General features: G+C 32.2%; 19 protein-coding genes. 3 read left to right on the top strand and 16 right to left on the bottom strand.

Annotation, left to right across the window (positions count from 1 at the left end; translation table 11 throughout):
- Window positions 1-31 precede the first annotated feature (31 nt).
- The 6 genes from A8975_RS04370 to A8975_RS04395 all read right to left on the bottom strand — a co-directional run bounded on the left by A8975_RS04370 (window position 32) and on the right by A8975_RS04395 (window position 3887).
- On the bottom strand, window positions 32-211 hold the full coding sequence (locus A8975_RS04370) for an Arc family DNA binding domain-containing protein (RefSeq protein ID WP_129759040.1): 180 nt from the start codon (window positions 209-211) through the stop codon (window positions 32-34).
- Window positions 204-713: a hypothetical protein gene (locus tag A8975_RS14630; RefSeq protein WP_208325354.1), complete on the bottom strand. Its 510-nt coding sequence runs from the start codon at window positions 711-713 to the stop codon at window positions 204-206. Before A8975_RS14630 ends, A8975_RS04370 begins: the two co-directional genes overlap by 8 nt.
- Window positions 713-880: a DUF4177 domain-containing protein gene (locus tag A8975_RS04380; RefSeq protein WP_129759039.1), complete on the bottom strand. Its 168-nt coding sequence runs from the start codon at window positions 878-880 to the stop codon at window positions 713-715. The genes A8975_RS14630 and A8975_RS04380 overlap by 1 nt, the downstream gene beginning before the upstream one ends.
- Before the next feature lie 4 nt (window positions 881-884).
- The gene (locus tag A8975_RS04385) at window positions 885-1745 is read right to left on the bottom strand and encodes an SPFH domain-containing protein (protein ID WP_131505761.1); all 861 of its coding nucleotides are present in this window, start codon (window positions 1743-1745) and stop codon (window positions 885-887) included.
- A gap of 241 nt (window positions 1746-1986) precedes the next feature.
- Window positions 1987-2913, bottom strand: a complete 927-nt coding sequence (locus tag A8975_RS04390; RefSeq protein WP_134198799.1) for an alpha/beta hydrolase — start codon at window positions 2911-2913, stop codon at window positions 1987-1989.
- 374 nt (window positions 2914-3287) lie between these two features.
- Window positions 3288-3887, bottom strand: a complete 600-nt coding sequence (locus A8975_RS04395) for an alpha-ketoglutarate-dependent dioxygenase AlkB family protein (RefSeq protein ID WP_134198800.1) — start codon at window positions 3885-3887, stop codon at window positions 3288-3290.
- A gap of 33 nt (window positions 3888-3920) precedes the next feature.
- On the opposite strand from A8975_RS04395, the gene A8975_RS04400 reads away from it, so the two are divergent.
- Entirely contained in the window at window positions 3921-4601 is a 681-nt protein-coding gene (locus tag A8975_RS04400; RefSeq protein WP_129759035.1) for a M15 family metallopeptidase, read from the top strand.
- Between the two features lie 12 nt (window positions 4602-4613).
- On the opposite strand, the gene A8975_RS04405 is transcribed toward A8975_RS04400, so the two are convergent.
- The 7 genes from A8975_RS04405 to A8975_RS04435 all read right to left on the bottom strand — a co-directional run bounded on the left by A8975_RS04405 (window position 4614) and on the right by A8975_RS04435 (window position 9890).
- Window positions 4614-5162, bottom strand: a complete 549-nt coding sequence (locus A8975_RS04405) for a DUF7010 family protein (protein WP_134198801.1) — start codon at window positions 5160-5162, stop codon at window positions 4614-4616.
- A gap of 80 nt (window positions 5163-5242) precedes the next feature.
- Window positions 5243-5656, bottom strand: a complete 414-nt coding sequence (locus A8975_RS04410) for a hypothetical protein (protein WP_129759033.1) — start codon at window positions 5654-5656, stop codon at window positions 5243-5245.
- Window positions 5657-5791: 135 nt separating this feature from the next.
- Window positions 5792-6235, bottom strand: a complete 444-nt coding sequence (locus tag A8975_RS04415) for a hypothetical protein (RefSeq protein ID WP_134198803.1) — start codon at window positions 6233-6235, stop codon at window positions 5792-5794.
- A gap of 64 nt (window positions 6236-6299) precedes the next feature.
- Window positions 6300-6653 (bottom strand): DoxX family protein, encoded by a 354-nt coding sequence (locus A8975_RS04420; protein WP_134198804.1) that lies wholly within the window; start codon window positions 6651-6653, stop codon window positions 6300-6302.
- The gene (locus tag A8975_RS04425) at window positions 6646-7632 is read right to left on the bottom strand and encodes a hypothetical protein (RefSeq protein ID WP_134198805.1); all 987 of its coding nucleotides are present in this window, start codon (window positions 7630-7632) and stop codon (window positions 6646-6648) included. Before A8975_RS04425 ends, A8975_RS04420 begins: the two co-directional genes overlap by 8 nt.
- A gap of 1 nt (window position 7633) precedes the next feature.
- The gene (locus A8975_RS04430) at window positions 7634-9427 is read right to left on the bottom strand and encodes a DUF885 domain-containing protein (protein WP_134198806.1); all 1794 of its coding nucleotides are present in this window, start codon (window positions 9425-9427) and stop codon (window positions 7634-7636) included.
- A gap of 115 nt (window positions 9428-9542) precedes the next feature.
- Window positions 9543-9890 (bottom strand): DUF6249 domain-containing protein, encoded by a 348-nt coding sequence (locus A8975_RS04435; protein WP_131505753.1) that lies wholly within the window; start codon window positions 9888-9890, stop codon window positions 9543-9545.
- A gap of 63 nt (window positions 9891-9953) precedes the next feature.
- On the opposite strand from A8975_RS04435, the gene A8975_RS04440 reads away from it, so the two are divergent.
- Together A8975_RS04440 and A8975_RS04445 are read left to right on the top strand one after the other, a co-directional pair.
- Window positions 9954-10619 carry an RNA polymerase sigma factor gene (locus A8975_RS04440; protein ID WP_317128037.1) on the top strand — a complete coding sequence of 222 codons (666 nt, stop codon included), beginning with the start codon at window positions 9954-9956 and terminating at the stop codon, window positions 10617-10619.
- Window positions 10600-11016: a hypothetical protein gene (locus A8975_RS04445; RefSeq protein ID WP_134198807.1), complete on the top strand. Its 417-nt coding sequence runs from the start codon at window positions 10600-10602 to the stop codon at window positions 11014-11016. The genes A8975_RS04440 and A8975_RS04445 overlap by 20 nt, the downstream gene beginning before the upstream one ends.
- Here the strand turns inward: A8975_RS04445 and A8975_RS04450 are convergent.
- The 3 genes from A8975_RS04450 to A8975_RS04460 all read right to left on the bottom strand — a co-directional run bounded on the left by A8975_RS04450 (window position 11013) and on the right by A8975_RS04460 (window position 14141).
- The gene (locus tag A8975_RS04450) at window positions 11013-11489 is read right to left on the bottom strand and encodes a nucleoside deaminase (protein WP_134198808.1); all 477 of its coding nucleotides are present in this window, start codon (window positions 11487-11489) and stop codon (window positions 11013-11015) included. The genes A8975_RS04445 and A8975_RS04450 overlap by 4 nt on opposite strands.
- Before the next feature lie 2 nt (window positions 11490-11491).
- The gene (locus tag A8975_RS04455; RefSeq protein ID WP_131505750.1) at window positions 11492-12406 is read right to left on the bottom strand and encodes a bestrophin family protein; all 915 of its coding nucleotides are present in this window, start codon (window positions 12404-12406) and stop codon (window positions 11492-11494) included.
- A gap of 70 nt (window positions 12407-12476) precedes the next feature.
- Window positions 12477-14141, bottom strand: coding sequence for a serine hydrolase (locus A8975_RS04460; RefSeq protein WP_243832945.1), 1665 nt, complete (start codon window positions 14139-14141; stop codon window positions 12477-12479).
- Window positions 14142-14159 lie beyond the last annotated feature (18 nt).

Consider the following 14159-nt stretch of genomic DNA (forward strand, 5'->3'; position numbering starts at 1 on the left):
CAAAATAAAAGCGCATAAAAAAGCGACATTGTTAAGTGTCGCTCTCGTTATTTTTTTTAGGTTTTGGTTGTCTGTTTTTTTCTTTAAGGTACTGCATGAGCATCCACTCAATTTGACCATTGGTACTTCTAAATTCGTCTGAAGCCCATTTTTCAATTGCTTTGAGCATATCTTCATTTATTCTTAGTGCAAAGGCTTTCTTTTTAGACATTGTTACTATGGTTTAACTGTGTTTTGTAATATGCTATAGTGTTTTCAGCTTCTATTTGCTTTTTTGTGCCTATGAGTAGTTTTTTTCCATAAGCTAACTCTAGTTGAATACCAATAGTACCTGAAACATTGATAGCTTTTCCTTTAGATTTTTTCCAACCACCTTTTATTCCCCAACCACCATATTCTGAAATGGGTTCATAGGTTCTAATATAGGCGTTGTTTATAGATTTCCAAGAAATGGTGTTGTATTTTAAATGCAACGGAAAGAATTTATAATGAATTCCTAATTCGTCAATTTTAGTGGAGAGTTTAAATATAAATATGAGTCCTGAGAAAAATATCAGAAGCAGAATTATTAAAATAAGTTCTAGAGTTGAAATGGAGTTTTGGTTTTTAAAATATTCAACGCATACCAATATAATAGGAATAATTGCACTTATTGCAATAAGTGCAATTAACCATAATTGATTAAAACGTTGTTCTTCTTTAAAAACTCTCATTATCTATTTTTATCGCGTTCAAAAACTATAAATGAAATAATGTGTTGATTAGGTGTAATAGTTGTGACACGCCAACCTTCTTTTGCATATTTGTTTAAGATTTCCTCAAGTTTTTCGGTTGGGTTTCTCCATCCTAATTTTGGTTTTATGACTTTGTATTCTTTCATAATCTTAATGACTTAAAGTTCCTGCATTTACAACTGGTGAAGCTTCTTTGTCTCCACATAATATAACCATAAGGTTGCTTACCATTGCTGCTTTGCGTTCGTCGTCTAACTCAACGATTTCTTTTTTGTTTAATTCATCCAGAGCCATTTCAACCATACTAACTGCGCCTTCAACAATTTTATGTCGTGCAGCAACAATAGCAGTGGCTTGTTGACGCTTAAGCATTGCATTTGCAATTTCTTGAGCATACGCTAGGTAACCAATTCTAGCTTCCAATACTTCAATTCCTGCAATGGATAGTCGCTCGTCAATTTCTTTTTCTAGAGCGTTGCTTACTTCATTTACACTTGAACGAAGTGTGATGTCTTCGTCGTGACCTTCATCGGCAAAATTGTCGTAAGGATACATACTTGCTAGTTTACGAACAGCAGCATCAGTTTGTACACGTACAAAGTTTTCATAATTATCTACATCAAAAGCTGCTTTGTAAGTGTTTTGTACTCTCCAAACTAAAATTGTACTGATCATAACAGGGTTTCCTAGCTTGTCGTTCACTTTTAAACGTTCGCTATCAAAGTTACTTGCTCTTAAAGAAATCTTCTTTTTAGAGTAAAAAGGGTTTACCCAATAGAAGCCATTCTTTTTTACGGTTCCTACATATTTACCAAAAAGTAATAAAACTCTAGAGCCATTAGGTTGTACCATAAGAAACCCAAAGGCTAAGATTAATGCAGCAACAATACCAAAAGCTGACCATCCTGTTTCTGTAATAAATATTAGTGCAATGCTTCCAAAGAATAGTACTAAAAAAAGGAATAACATTAAATAGCCATTAGCTGGAACGATAATTTTCTCTTCTTTCATGATTGATTAATTTAAAATGATATTAAAATGATATTATAAAGATATAACTTATCTCATTAGTATGCAAAAATTAATTTTTGTTACAGAAGCCAAAAAAATAATTTTTGGCACGACTATTGTATTTAAATAAGTGTAATTGATTAATAGCTTTAGAAGCGAGTTAAATATTACATTTGGTTGGTTAGTTAATAAGAAAAGCACCTGGTTTCAGGTGCTTTTTGTTTGTAGTAAAATGTTGAAATTACTTTGTTATAAAACCAGAAATGGTATCTATAAGCTCTGGTGTTACTTTATGATGTGATTCGTTATACGATTTAAAATTAACCAAGTCATCACCTTCAATACTGAAAAGAACGTGGTTCATTTTATCTATTAGCTTCAACTCAGCACTAGGATTTGAGTCTTTTAGTCGGTTAGCATCTTCAACGCCAACTTGCAAGTCGTTAGTACCATTTACAATAAGTATAGGTATTTGTAGAGATTTTAAAATGTCTTGTGGATTGTATTGCATCCAGTTTATCATAAACGGTTGTATGTCTTTACCCAGAAAAGAAGACAAAACAGGAGGGTAGTTGCTGGTGGTTTTACCTTCTTGCAATATCGAAAATATTTTCTTGGTGTCTTCTAAATAAGCTGGAGCAGTTTGCTCTACTTGTTTAATAATGATTTTATCAATGGTTTGACTTGCTCCAGCTATGGAAATAAACCCATCAACATCTTTTTCAGCAGCAATCATTCCTATTAAACTCCCTTGACTATGACCAATTATATAAATTTTTGAATAGGTGTTTTGAGATTTAAAATAGTTTACCACATCAATGGCATCAGTTACAAAATCGTCAAACATTATAGTGTTATCCAACTTTCCTGTTGCTATCAACTTTATGGTGCGTTTGTCATACCTAAAGGTTGCAATACCATTATTGGTTAAGCCTTCAGCAAGTTTTTTAAGACTGTTATTTCTTGCAAAGTTTTGATTACCATTTCGGTCAACAGGTCCTGATCCTGCGATAATAATCGCTAATGCTGGTTGCTCAACAGCGCTTGGAACTAGTAAAGTTCCTTCAATAAGAGTATTTACTGCAATCTCTTTTGCAGTAAAATTTTGTGAAAATCCTTTTGATGAAAACAAAAGCAATACAATTGCAAAATTTATATAGTGTTTCATTGTGTTTTTCAATCTTGTCAAGTCTGTTTCAAAAGTATAGAAAATCAATATTTGTTTGATTGTATAACGACAAATAATTTAAAATATTAGAACGTAAACAGAAGTTTTTAAAGTGTATTTTATCGATAAAACGTATTATTTTATCGTTAAATGTTAAAATTTAATGCATTTCATCGATTTAATATGTATTTAAACAGATTTTTTAAAATATAATTCTACATTTGAAGTGTACTAAAATTTAGTTTTTAGTTCAATGGATTAATTAATTAATATTTGCATTATGTTGTTGGCTTAGAGACCCTAAATCTACAACCGTAATAAAAAGCAAATTAGGAAAACCGAGATTGAGGGATCTCGGTTTTTTCTTTTTATAGCTATACTATAGTTCTAAATGTTAAGTTGATGCGTTCTCCAATAATTTTTTTGGTCTTCGGAATTTGGTGTAGCCAATAGTGTTGCATTTCTCCTTTCATTATTAGCAAACTACCATGTTCTAAAATAAGCTTGTGTTTTTCGTCTTTTAGTTGTCTGTGTTTAAAATGAAATGCTCTTTGAGCTCCAAAACTCAATGAAGCAATTATTGGATTTTTACCTAATTCTTTTTCATTATCAGCATGCCAACCATTACTGTCATTACCATTTCGATATAAGTTTAAAAGTACAGATGTAAATTGATGCTCAACAGTTTTCTCTACATCAGTTTTAATCCGTTTTAACTCGTCAGTAAAAGGTAAAGGAGTCATTGTTATGTTAGAGTAAGCATAGGGTTTGGTATTGTTGGCATACAATGCAGTTAGTCTTGGTTGTTTGTAAGTTTGACCAAAAACCTTAATGTCATATTGCTGCCATGATATGACTTTTCTTAGTCTGCTAAAATACTGGTCGGCTTCAGAGTTGTTATAAAAATTAGGAATATAAATTAGTTCAGCATTTGGAAGCTGAAAGGTTGTTTTTTCGTTTAAAAACAAAGTCATAGCCTAAATTTTTTCTAAATTAGCTTATACATTATGAAAAACAAAATTATCATTTGCCTTCTATTGCTCATATCTTTTGGTTTTACCAAACAAGATACTACCAACTTACCTGAAGGTTTTGTGTATGTAAAAACAATTATCCCAGATATTGATGTTGAACTGCGTTACTACAGTACACATAATTTTGTTGGAGATACCATAGTAGGTTACAAAGCCAATACACTTATTTTAACCAAGCAGTCTGCCGAAGCTTTAAAAAAAGTACAAGATGAATTGCAACAGCAAAACCTTTGTTTGAGAGTATATGATGGTTATAGACCACAACGTGCAGTAAACCATTTTATGCGTTGGGCAAAAGACTTAAATGATACTATAAATAAGCAAGAGTTTTATCCTGAAGTTGAAAAACGCTTTTTGTTTAGAGAAGAATATATTGCCACACGATCAGGTCATAGTAGAGGAAGCACTGTTGATTTAACCATTATTGATGGTAATACCAATGAGCCATTGGATATGGGAAGTCCGTATGATTTTTTTGGACAACAGTCTTGGGTGAGTTATGAAGGTATAACCGATGAACAGAAAGCCAACAGACAGCTGCTACAACAGGTTATGCTAAAACATAATTTTAGAAATTACTCAAAAGAATGGTGGCACTTTACACTGCGTTGGGAACCATTTCCTGATACTTATTTCGATTTTGAGGTGGAGTAGCGGTTAATGACTTTATGCTCTTTTCCTGTTTTTTAAAATTATTAGCGTAATAATATAGATTATCACAATTGCAAAAGGAATAGCAACAAACCTATGTTCTGGTAATAAATACCATAATGCTAAAACTACAACAGTTCTTGTTGTCGAATGAAAAACACCAACCCAATGATTGATAATCCATGAAAAAGGAAGCCACATCAATCCTGTTAAAATACCAACAGTAAGTGGTAAAGAAGTATAATCAATAAGAAAAAAGGGAATAGCAATAGCATAAACTAACACTGCTTGAGCAACAGTAAAAAAGAACAGTTTGTCAAACTCATTTTTCTGTTTTTGTTTATCCAGAAAGTTTTCACCTGTAAACTTTGAAATAAATATGCCTAAATATACAATACTACCTGTTGCAATAAATAATACCCAAACAGTGGTTTGCACTGATAATGTAAGACCTGAAATTCCAACTAGTAACCAAGCTATCAATCCTGCAAGTGGAGTTGCTATAAACTTACCGTTTTTAAATTCAGTACGTTGCGCTTCAAGTGTTCTTTTGGTTGGTTCCATTTTTTTAGTTTAGTTGGTCGTTTTATTTTTAAAAGCTATCAAGAGGAGTTTAGCTTTTTATTTTATGGATTAGTGATGAGTTATAGCTGTTTTTGTATCCAGTTTTTGTTAAGTTGTTTTAAATCTGTTTCGATAATTTTTCCGCCTATTATTATTTCTAATGCAATTACAAGTAGAAAAAAGATAGGGAAATGTCCTCCGTTGATATTGAATCTGATTGAGAAAATCAGATAGTAAGTTAAAATCAGAATACTAATCAGGTTAAGTGTAAAAGATAGAAATCCCATTGGAATAGAATATTTCTTGCGCATTGATATTAAGTTTGCAATTGCAGTTAATATAAATACAAGTCCACCGTAAATTATTAAAGCAGTTTCTTTGTTTTTCATTGAGATGTTTCCGTGAGAACCTGCTCCAAGTAAAACAAAGCTAAAAAGAGCAGTGATAATTAGCAATATTATTAAAACCGGTCGTATATGTCTTTTTGTGTCCAAATAGGTTCAATTATAATCGTCAGTTACAGATTAATATGCATTAATTTTAAGTTTATCACTGATTTTAGTAATTACGAGTTTCAGACCTAGTCAAATCCACTCGTAATTACGATTATACATTTTATGGATAGTTATTTATTCTTTATCTAAATTCAGATAATACAGTTTTGCAGCTTCTTGAATTTCATTATCTAAACTGTCGTCAAGTGAATATGAGTAAAGAACCCAATCATCATTTGGTTTGTAAAATTTAAAGATAAATCTAATCGGTTGACGGTCGTATTTTACAAGGTATGAATATAAAACAAAACTTTCAGCAAACTTTTTAGTTGTGATTAATTCATGACCGTAATACTTACCCATGTAACTTTCAGTAAACCCATTTACTGTTCCAATAATTTTATCAATATCATCTTTTATTCTTTCAGTCCATTTATTTGTCGCATATAAATCTTTAACAGCTTTTCCAGCGTCTTTCTTATAGGTTTCAAAAAAAGTGTCAATCAATTTTTGCGGACTAGATTGTGCAAATAAGTTACTTGATGCTAAAATCATTATTATGATTAGTGTTCTTTTCATTTTATTCTATAATTTATTTAGAGTTCTGTTTAATTACCTGTAATTCTAAAATAGTAATCATAAACTACAAATATGACCAAGCCCAATACATTAATACAAATTGTAAAGGAATACGTAGTATTAAAATCCATTTTGGGATGCCAGCACTTGCTTTTTCACCTGATAACATATAAAAATGTACTAGTAAAAACACTACTAACATTGCTATAGTGCCATATACAGCAGTAGTTTTTAAAACAGGAATACATAAGGCAATACCCAAAGCAATTTCTGCAATGCCACTTAAAAGCACCAGTAATTTATGGTTTGGTAAATACCTGGGCATAATGCGCATATACATTTTAGGTTTTATAAAATGCATAAAGCCTGCAAAAACATAAATTGCAGCCATAAGGTATAAGTGCCAAGGGTTATTCATCTTTAAATACTTTATAAGTGAGTCCTACACCATAATTGGTAAGGTCTGACTTTAATAAACTAGATTCAATACCACTTCCTTTTTTGAATTGTACCCACTTATTATTATCTAAAAACACACGTTTTATATAGGTGTTGTGTGCTTCAATTTCATCAGTAAATGGAAAAAGAGGTCTAAAATTAGTTGGGATTTTTACAATGCCTCTTGCTGTTTTTATTTCCTTGTATTTTTTATTAGGAAGTAATTTTCCTGTTTTATCTGTGTAACCTAAAACCTGTATAGAAACAAAAAAACCATTTTTAGGAATGAACAAATTGTGTTTAGAGACATCCAATTCGTATGCATCACCATGTTTTTCGGTAGCTACAAACACAATGTTATCATAAGTTAGAGCCTCTCCAGGAAAACCATTATTGTTCTTGTAAAACTTTACTTTAAACAGCGTTGAGAATTCACGTTTGTTGGCATTGGAACGTTTGCGCTTTTTCCAGTCTTTAGACTCTAAAGTAATAGGGAAGTGAACAGTGCTTATTTGTTTGAGTTGCGAATCGGTATTATTAAAAAATACAGCAATTTCCGATTCTATTGTTGGTAACCAGCACTTGTAATAATCGTCATCCAAATACGGTTTAAGCGTTTCTTCCTTAAACTTTCTATTGATGGTTACATTAATGACTACTTCATCCAATTGGTCAATGTATGGTTCTAAATTAATAGTCTCCGAGAGGTTGTTTGCTGCAATCGAAACATCTTTGTAACCTAATGCCGAAATAAACAGAGAGTCAACATCTGGATATAATTTTTTACTAAAAACAAACATACCTTCATCATCGGCAAAAATACCATGTCCATTGCCAAAAGATACGGTTGCATATGCAACAGGTATTTTGCTTTGTGCATCCTTTATTCTGGTTTGCGATACAGCAAAACCAGAATAAAGAATACCTAAATATAGTATGAGTTGCTGTGTTTTAAACACCTTATTTTTTATTTGCTATCCAAGCGTTTATTTTGTCTTCTAACAATGCTAAAGGCATGTTTCCTGATTCTAAAATTTGATTGTGAAAGTCAGCAATATTAAAAGCATCACCAAGTTCTTTTTCAGCTTTAGCACGTAATTCTTTAATTTTTAACTGACCGATTTTATAGGATAAAGCTTGACCAGGAATAGCCATATAACGCTCAATTTCGGCAGTAATGCTTGCTTCTGTTTCTGCTTCATTTTTTAATGAATATTTTATGGCTTGCTCTCTTGTCCATCCTTTGGTGTGAATTCCTGTATCAACAACCAGTCTAATGGCTCTGTGCATTTCAGCACTTAACATTCCAAAATATTGATATGGGTTTGTGTATAGTCCAAGTTCTTTTCCTAAGGATTCAGTATATAAAGCCCAACCTTCTCCATAAGCACTGTAATACAATGTTTTTCTAAAGTCTGGTAGTTCTTTATTTTCTTGTTGTAAGGAAATTTGATAATGATGTCCTGGAATAGCTTCGTGTAAAAATAAAGACTCGTCAGAGAAGTTATTGTAATTTTCGGCATTTGGCACAGGAACATAAAAAATACCTGGTCGAGTACCATCTAACGATCCTGGGTTGTACTCAGCACTTGCCGATGCTTCCCTGAAAGCTTCAGTGCGTCTTACTTCAAAAGGTGTTCTTGGTTTTACATTAAATAGTTTATCCAATTGAGGTTGCATAGTCTCATGTATTCTATTGAAGTGCGCTATAACTTCTTCTGCAGTTTTGTAAGGCATAAGCTCTTTATTGGTTCTTACATAGTCAAAAAATGCAATAATATCACCTTCAAAACCTACTTGTTCCTTTACTTTTTCCATTTCAGAAAGTATACGCTTTACTTCACTAAGCCCTAGTTGGTGGATTTCATCAGCAGTCATGTTTGTAGTAGTGTAGCGTTTTATTAAATGCTGATAATACTCATTACCATTAGGTGTAGCAGAAATGCCACTTTCAGTTTTACCAGCCGCTAAGTAATCTGTACTCATGTAAGCGTGAAGTTTTTTATAGGCAGGCACAACTTTGTTTAAAACCATATCTTTGTAAGCTTCGGTTATTTTAGTCTTATCTTCATCAGAAAACGTATCAGGTAAATTCTTTAAAGGAGCATAAAATAAGTGCTCATCAAGATTGGTTGTGGTTGAAGCATCAAGTTGAGGTAATACCTTTTTGATTAAAGATTTTGGCAACACATAACCTGCTTTAACGCCTTCTTTCATTTTTTCTTCAGCAGAATTCATCCATTGTAAGTAACCGTCTAAACGACTTAACCAGTTGTTATAATCTTCAACTGTTTTAAATGGTTGCGAAGATGAACCGCTAGCCAATTGACCAATAATTAGGTGTTGTGCCCAAAACTGATTGATAGGCATTAAATCTTCATTAAATTCAAAACGCTCTAAGTTAGTATCACATTCCCAAATTAAAATGGCTTTACTTAATCGCTGACTCTCAGATAAACTATCATTATTAAAAGCACTAACTTGAGATTTGTAATTACTGTAATAGGCTTTTTCATCAGATTCAAACTGATTTGATAAGGTATTTGGTAGTTTATCATTATATCTATTGTCACCAGCTGAGGTTGCATTTAAAGGGTAAAGTTTAAGTCCATCTTCATGATAAAGTTTTAAAACCTTATCAAAAGCTTCATTATTTACAACATCAACGTTTTTATTGGTTTGGTTACTTTTAGTATCCTCTTTACAGGCAATAAAACTTAGAATTAAACAGCTAAGTGCTAGAATTTTTTTCATTGATTGAATTTTTGAATTAAACCTTAAAGATACATAATCTAATATTCAATCATAAAAAAACTACTGCTCAATATTGAACAGTAGTTTTAAGTTTTTGGTTGGTAATTTTAATGTTTTATTCTTTGTCTAATTTTTTAGTCATATTAAACCCTGCAAAAAGCCCTAAACCAGCCATTGTAAAAATGCAAGCAGGATAAATACCTCCATCATTAATGCTTGTGTAGGTTTCTAAAAGTAAAGCAATAAAAGAACCAAGACCAATACCCATTAATAATAAGGCTAAGTTTAAAATTAAAACTTTCCAAATTGGTGCTGCTTGTTGTCTTCCTTTTACAAAAATGCTTGCATCTGCTCCTTTTTCAATAAGTGCTAAGCGTTCTTTGTTTCTTGTTGAAAAATAAAGATAAAAGATTCCAAAAACGGCCGCAATCATTAACGGCATAATTACAAATTCTGATCCCATAACGGTTTGTTTTTAATTGATTATTTTTAAGTGTTCATAGCCTATGACGATATGAATTGAATTATGGTTACAACTTTTCCAAAATATTTTTCAATTTATACTGTAACCTTTGGTTCGGATTTGTCGTCCAATGCAAAAATGACAACCAACAACGACCAACACATCATCAATCAAATACTTGCTGGAGATACCAAAGCTTTTGCTGTTTTGGTAAATCAGTACAAGGACTTGGTATTTACGTTGGCGTTGCGAATGTTAAAGCATAGGGAAGAGGCTGAAGAGGTTTCGCAAGATACTTTTATAAAAGTATTTAAGTCCTTACATAAATTTAAAGGAGACTCAAAGCTGTCTACTTGGATTTATAGAGTTGCTTACAATAATTGCTTAGATAGGTTGAAAAAGCAAAAAGTACAATATAATATTGTTGCTATTAATGAGTTTACTGAACATGAGGTGAAAACCATTGATAATGCTTTTGAAAACTTAGTTGAAGCAGAACGAAGGCAAACCATACAAGAGTGTATACAAATGTTGCCAAATGATGATGCGTTTTTATTGACATTGTATTACTTTGAAGAACAATCTATCGAAGATATTTCGAAAGTGGTTGGTTTATCAGTAAATAATGTAAAAGTAAAATTGTTTAGAAGTAGAAAAAAACTAATGACAATTTTAAAACAGAAATTAGAACCCGAATTAATTGAATCTTATGAAAGAGAACGAAAATAAATATGTTGAAGCGTTTACTGACAAGGTTTTAAAAGATACAAAACTAGAGTCGCCTTCATTTGATTTTACAGATGCTGTAATGTCGCAAGTAGAGGCTATTCAGTATTCAAAAGCGACAAGATATAAGCCTTTGATTTCAAAACCTGTTTGGGTTGTTATATCTATTGGCTTTCTATCGTTTGTTGCGTATTTGCTCTTTCAAAAGAATACTAAGTCTAGTAGCGAATGGTTCACTAATATTGACTTCTCGTTAGTTTTTGACAATGCGCTCACAAAACTGTTTTCTAACTTACAGTTTTCAAATATTTTTGTTTACGCCATGTTGCTGTTTGCAATTATGCTATGTGTTCAAATATCTTGGTTAAAAAACTATTTTGATAAACGACTAAGCGTTTAGTATTCGGTTTTATCACCTTTACCAGCCCATTTATTAAAAACGGTAACACCTTCGTCTTGTAGCATTTGCTCAAAAGGAATACTTCTAACTGTTATTGGTTTGTCAATTTCTTCGTATATAAATTGGTCATCAAAACCTATATTAGCAGCATCTACTTTGTTGCAAGCATAATATACTTTTTTAGGTCTTGCCCAATAAATAGCGCCTAAACACATAGGACAAGGTTCGCAAGAGGTATAAATAATACAATCGTCTAATTGAAAACTACCTAAAGCTTCGCAAGCTTTACGAATAGCAACAACTTCAGCATGGGCAGTTGGGTCGTTGGTAGACGTTACACAGTTATGACCTTCGGCAATGATGGTTCCGTCTTTTACAATAACACAACCAAAAGGACCTCCTGCGTTTGAGCTCATTCCTTTATCTGCCATAGCAATGGCACGTTTCATAAAAAGTTTATCTTGTTCTGTCATAGTTACATTATATATTCGTTATCAACAGCTTGTACAGGTTCTGGTATGTCTTTTTCTCCTAAAGCTTGTAGTAAATTGATTTCTATAGTTCTTGAAATTTGATTTAAAGGAATTCCTGAAGTAATGTCTTCAAAAGGGTTTAGGAGTGAATATCCAATTTTATAAGTAGTTAAGAATACATATCCAATTGATATTCCTAAAACAATTGACCAAGGTCCAATACTTGAAGCCGCAACAAGAGTAGCACAAACTATAAAAATCCAAATGAAAAGTTTTGTGTAATAGTTATAGCTTGTAGGAAATACTGTGTTTGAAATACGTTCAGATTTTCCCATTTCGTCACAAAACTTAGTAAGTGTTTGGTTAAGTTGCATAAATTTAAAACCATCTACCAGACCATTTTTATAAAGAGATTCTAATAGGTTGGTTTGAAGGTTTAAAATAGCATTGGGTACATTACTTTCCAACTCTACTGCTTCAACATCTTTGCTAGTAAGATAGTTGCGATATTCCATGTCAGCAGATGATCGAAGTCCTTTTTTAAGTGCATATACAAATGCAATATGATTATGAACAGCTTGTCGCTTTATTTTGTTAAGCTCGTTTCCGTTGATGGATTCGTTAGGGTTTACATAGCTTAAAATGTTTCTTGTCCAAGTTCTAGAATCGTTTACCAATTCACCCCAAATTTTTCTGGCTTCCCACCATCTATCATAAGCCTGATTGTTTTTAAAACCAATAAAAAATGAAAGTGCTGTACCTAAAATGCTAGGTAAAAGCATAGGTACTTCAATACGATCATGAAATAAAAAATGGTACACTAAATAAGTGGCAACACAAATGATAATATTAAACACAAAGTGCTTCCAAGTACCAGAAATAATTCTAGTAATTCTTACAGTTTTTGAAATAAGCATAAGTAGTTTTTTCTACCGGACGAAGGTCGTGCTTTTTTATAAAAATGCCAAAATGAAAGACAACGCTTAATTACTCCACTTTTTTAGCTGGCATATTTGCACCATTTTGATGCAATGTTAAACCTGTAACGACTCCTTTATCATCAACATTAAAACTAATACTTGCAGCAACAACTTTTAGGAAGAAGCGATCTTTAGCTTCAGCAAAAACTTCAAACTTTGGTTGACCTGTTGCCTCTGCAAATAATTGTCCTTCGTTATTGGTTGTTATGGTTATTATAAATTCTGGTTGTAATTCATATTTACCAACGTACGTATTTAGTATGTCTTGTGAAACAGTGATGCTTTCTTTTTCGGCTGGTGGAGCTTTATCAGTTTCATGACCTAAAGTTTCGTTGTTACCATTAATCATAATAACTTGTTTCTTACCATTATCATCTTTGGAAAACTTGTAAGCAGTTGTACCAGATTCAAAAAAGAAATGTGTTTTTGATAACGGGAAAATTTCAAGTTTAACACTGCCTTCTCGTAAACTATAAATCTTTCCGTTTTCAACAGTAATGTGTCTAATGATGTTACCATCAAATTCATAAGCACCAACCCAAGTGTTTAATTCATTTTCAGACAAGGTAATTGCATCAGCTTTTGATGGTATAGGTTTTCCAATGGCAATTGCTGCAATTCTAGTCGCTAAATCAGTTACATTTTTACAGTTGCAGTTGCTTAATGCAGAAACGAAAATATCTTCTTCAGGTAAGTAAATACCCATAGTGGTATATCCAAAAATTCCTCCTCCATGTTGAATGCTTGGAGAACCACTAATAGTGTTTTCACCTAAGCCATAACCATAAGGAATATGCTCGCCATTGTTGAGTGTAGAACCATGAATGGCTGTTTCATAACTATCTTTAGTAATAAATGTATAATTGTTTAGGGCATTTTGCCATTTAAGTAAATCATTGGTTGTAGACATTAATGATCCAGCAGCATAAGGTAATGTCATGCTTAGATAATCTGCGTTTTCATAACCATTTTCACCTTCTTGATATCCTAAAGCTCTGTTTTTAATTAACTCTTTTTTACTTCCGTAATAGGAATTTGTCATACCTATTTTTTCAAAAATATTCTTTTCAACAAAGTCTTCGTAAGTCATTCCTGAAACAACTTCAATGATGTATCCTAAAAGAATATATCCTGAATTGTTATAGCTGTATTGCTCTCCAGGATTAAAATCCATAGGCTCATCCTTAAAAACATCTATAAGTTCTTTAGGACTCATGTCTTTAGCTGCAAATTGCCTAAAACTAGGAATGTTTGTATAACTTTTAATGCCACTAGTATGGTTTAATAAATTATGAATGGTTATTGTTTTGCCTTTAGTTGGGTAATCAGGTATGTATTTAGTAATGTCGTCATTAACCTTTAGTTTACCTTGCTCTTGTAGCATTAAAATAGCAATTGCTGTAAACTGTTTGGTAATTGAACCAATTTCAAAAACATGATTTGGAGTCATTGGCACATCTAATTCAAGACTTGCCTTACCAAAAGCTTTTTGATAAATGACTTTACCATTTTTGGCGACTAAAATTGAAACTCCAGGTTCATCAGTTTTGTATGCCTCAGATGCTAAGACATCAATTTTAGGTTCAATATTCTCTTGAGAAAATAAATTTGGTACAGGAAGCAACATGCTAACTAAAAAACATATTGCTAATGCGAAACGTTGTGAAATCATTGGTCGGTTTTTTTAAAG

The sequence above is a fragment of the Meridianimaribacter flavus genome (assembly GCF_004366715.1).
Lineage (GTDB): Bacteria > Bacteroidota > Bacteroidia > Flavobacteriales > Flavobacteriaceae > Gaetbulibacter_B > Gaetbulibacter_B jejuensis.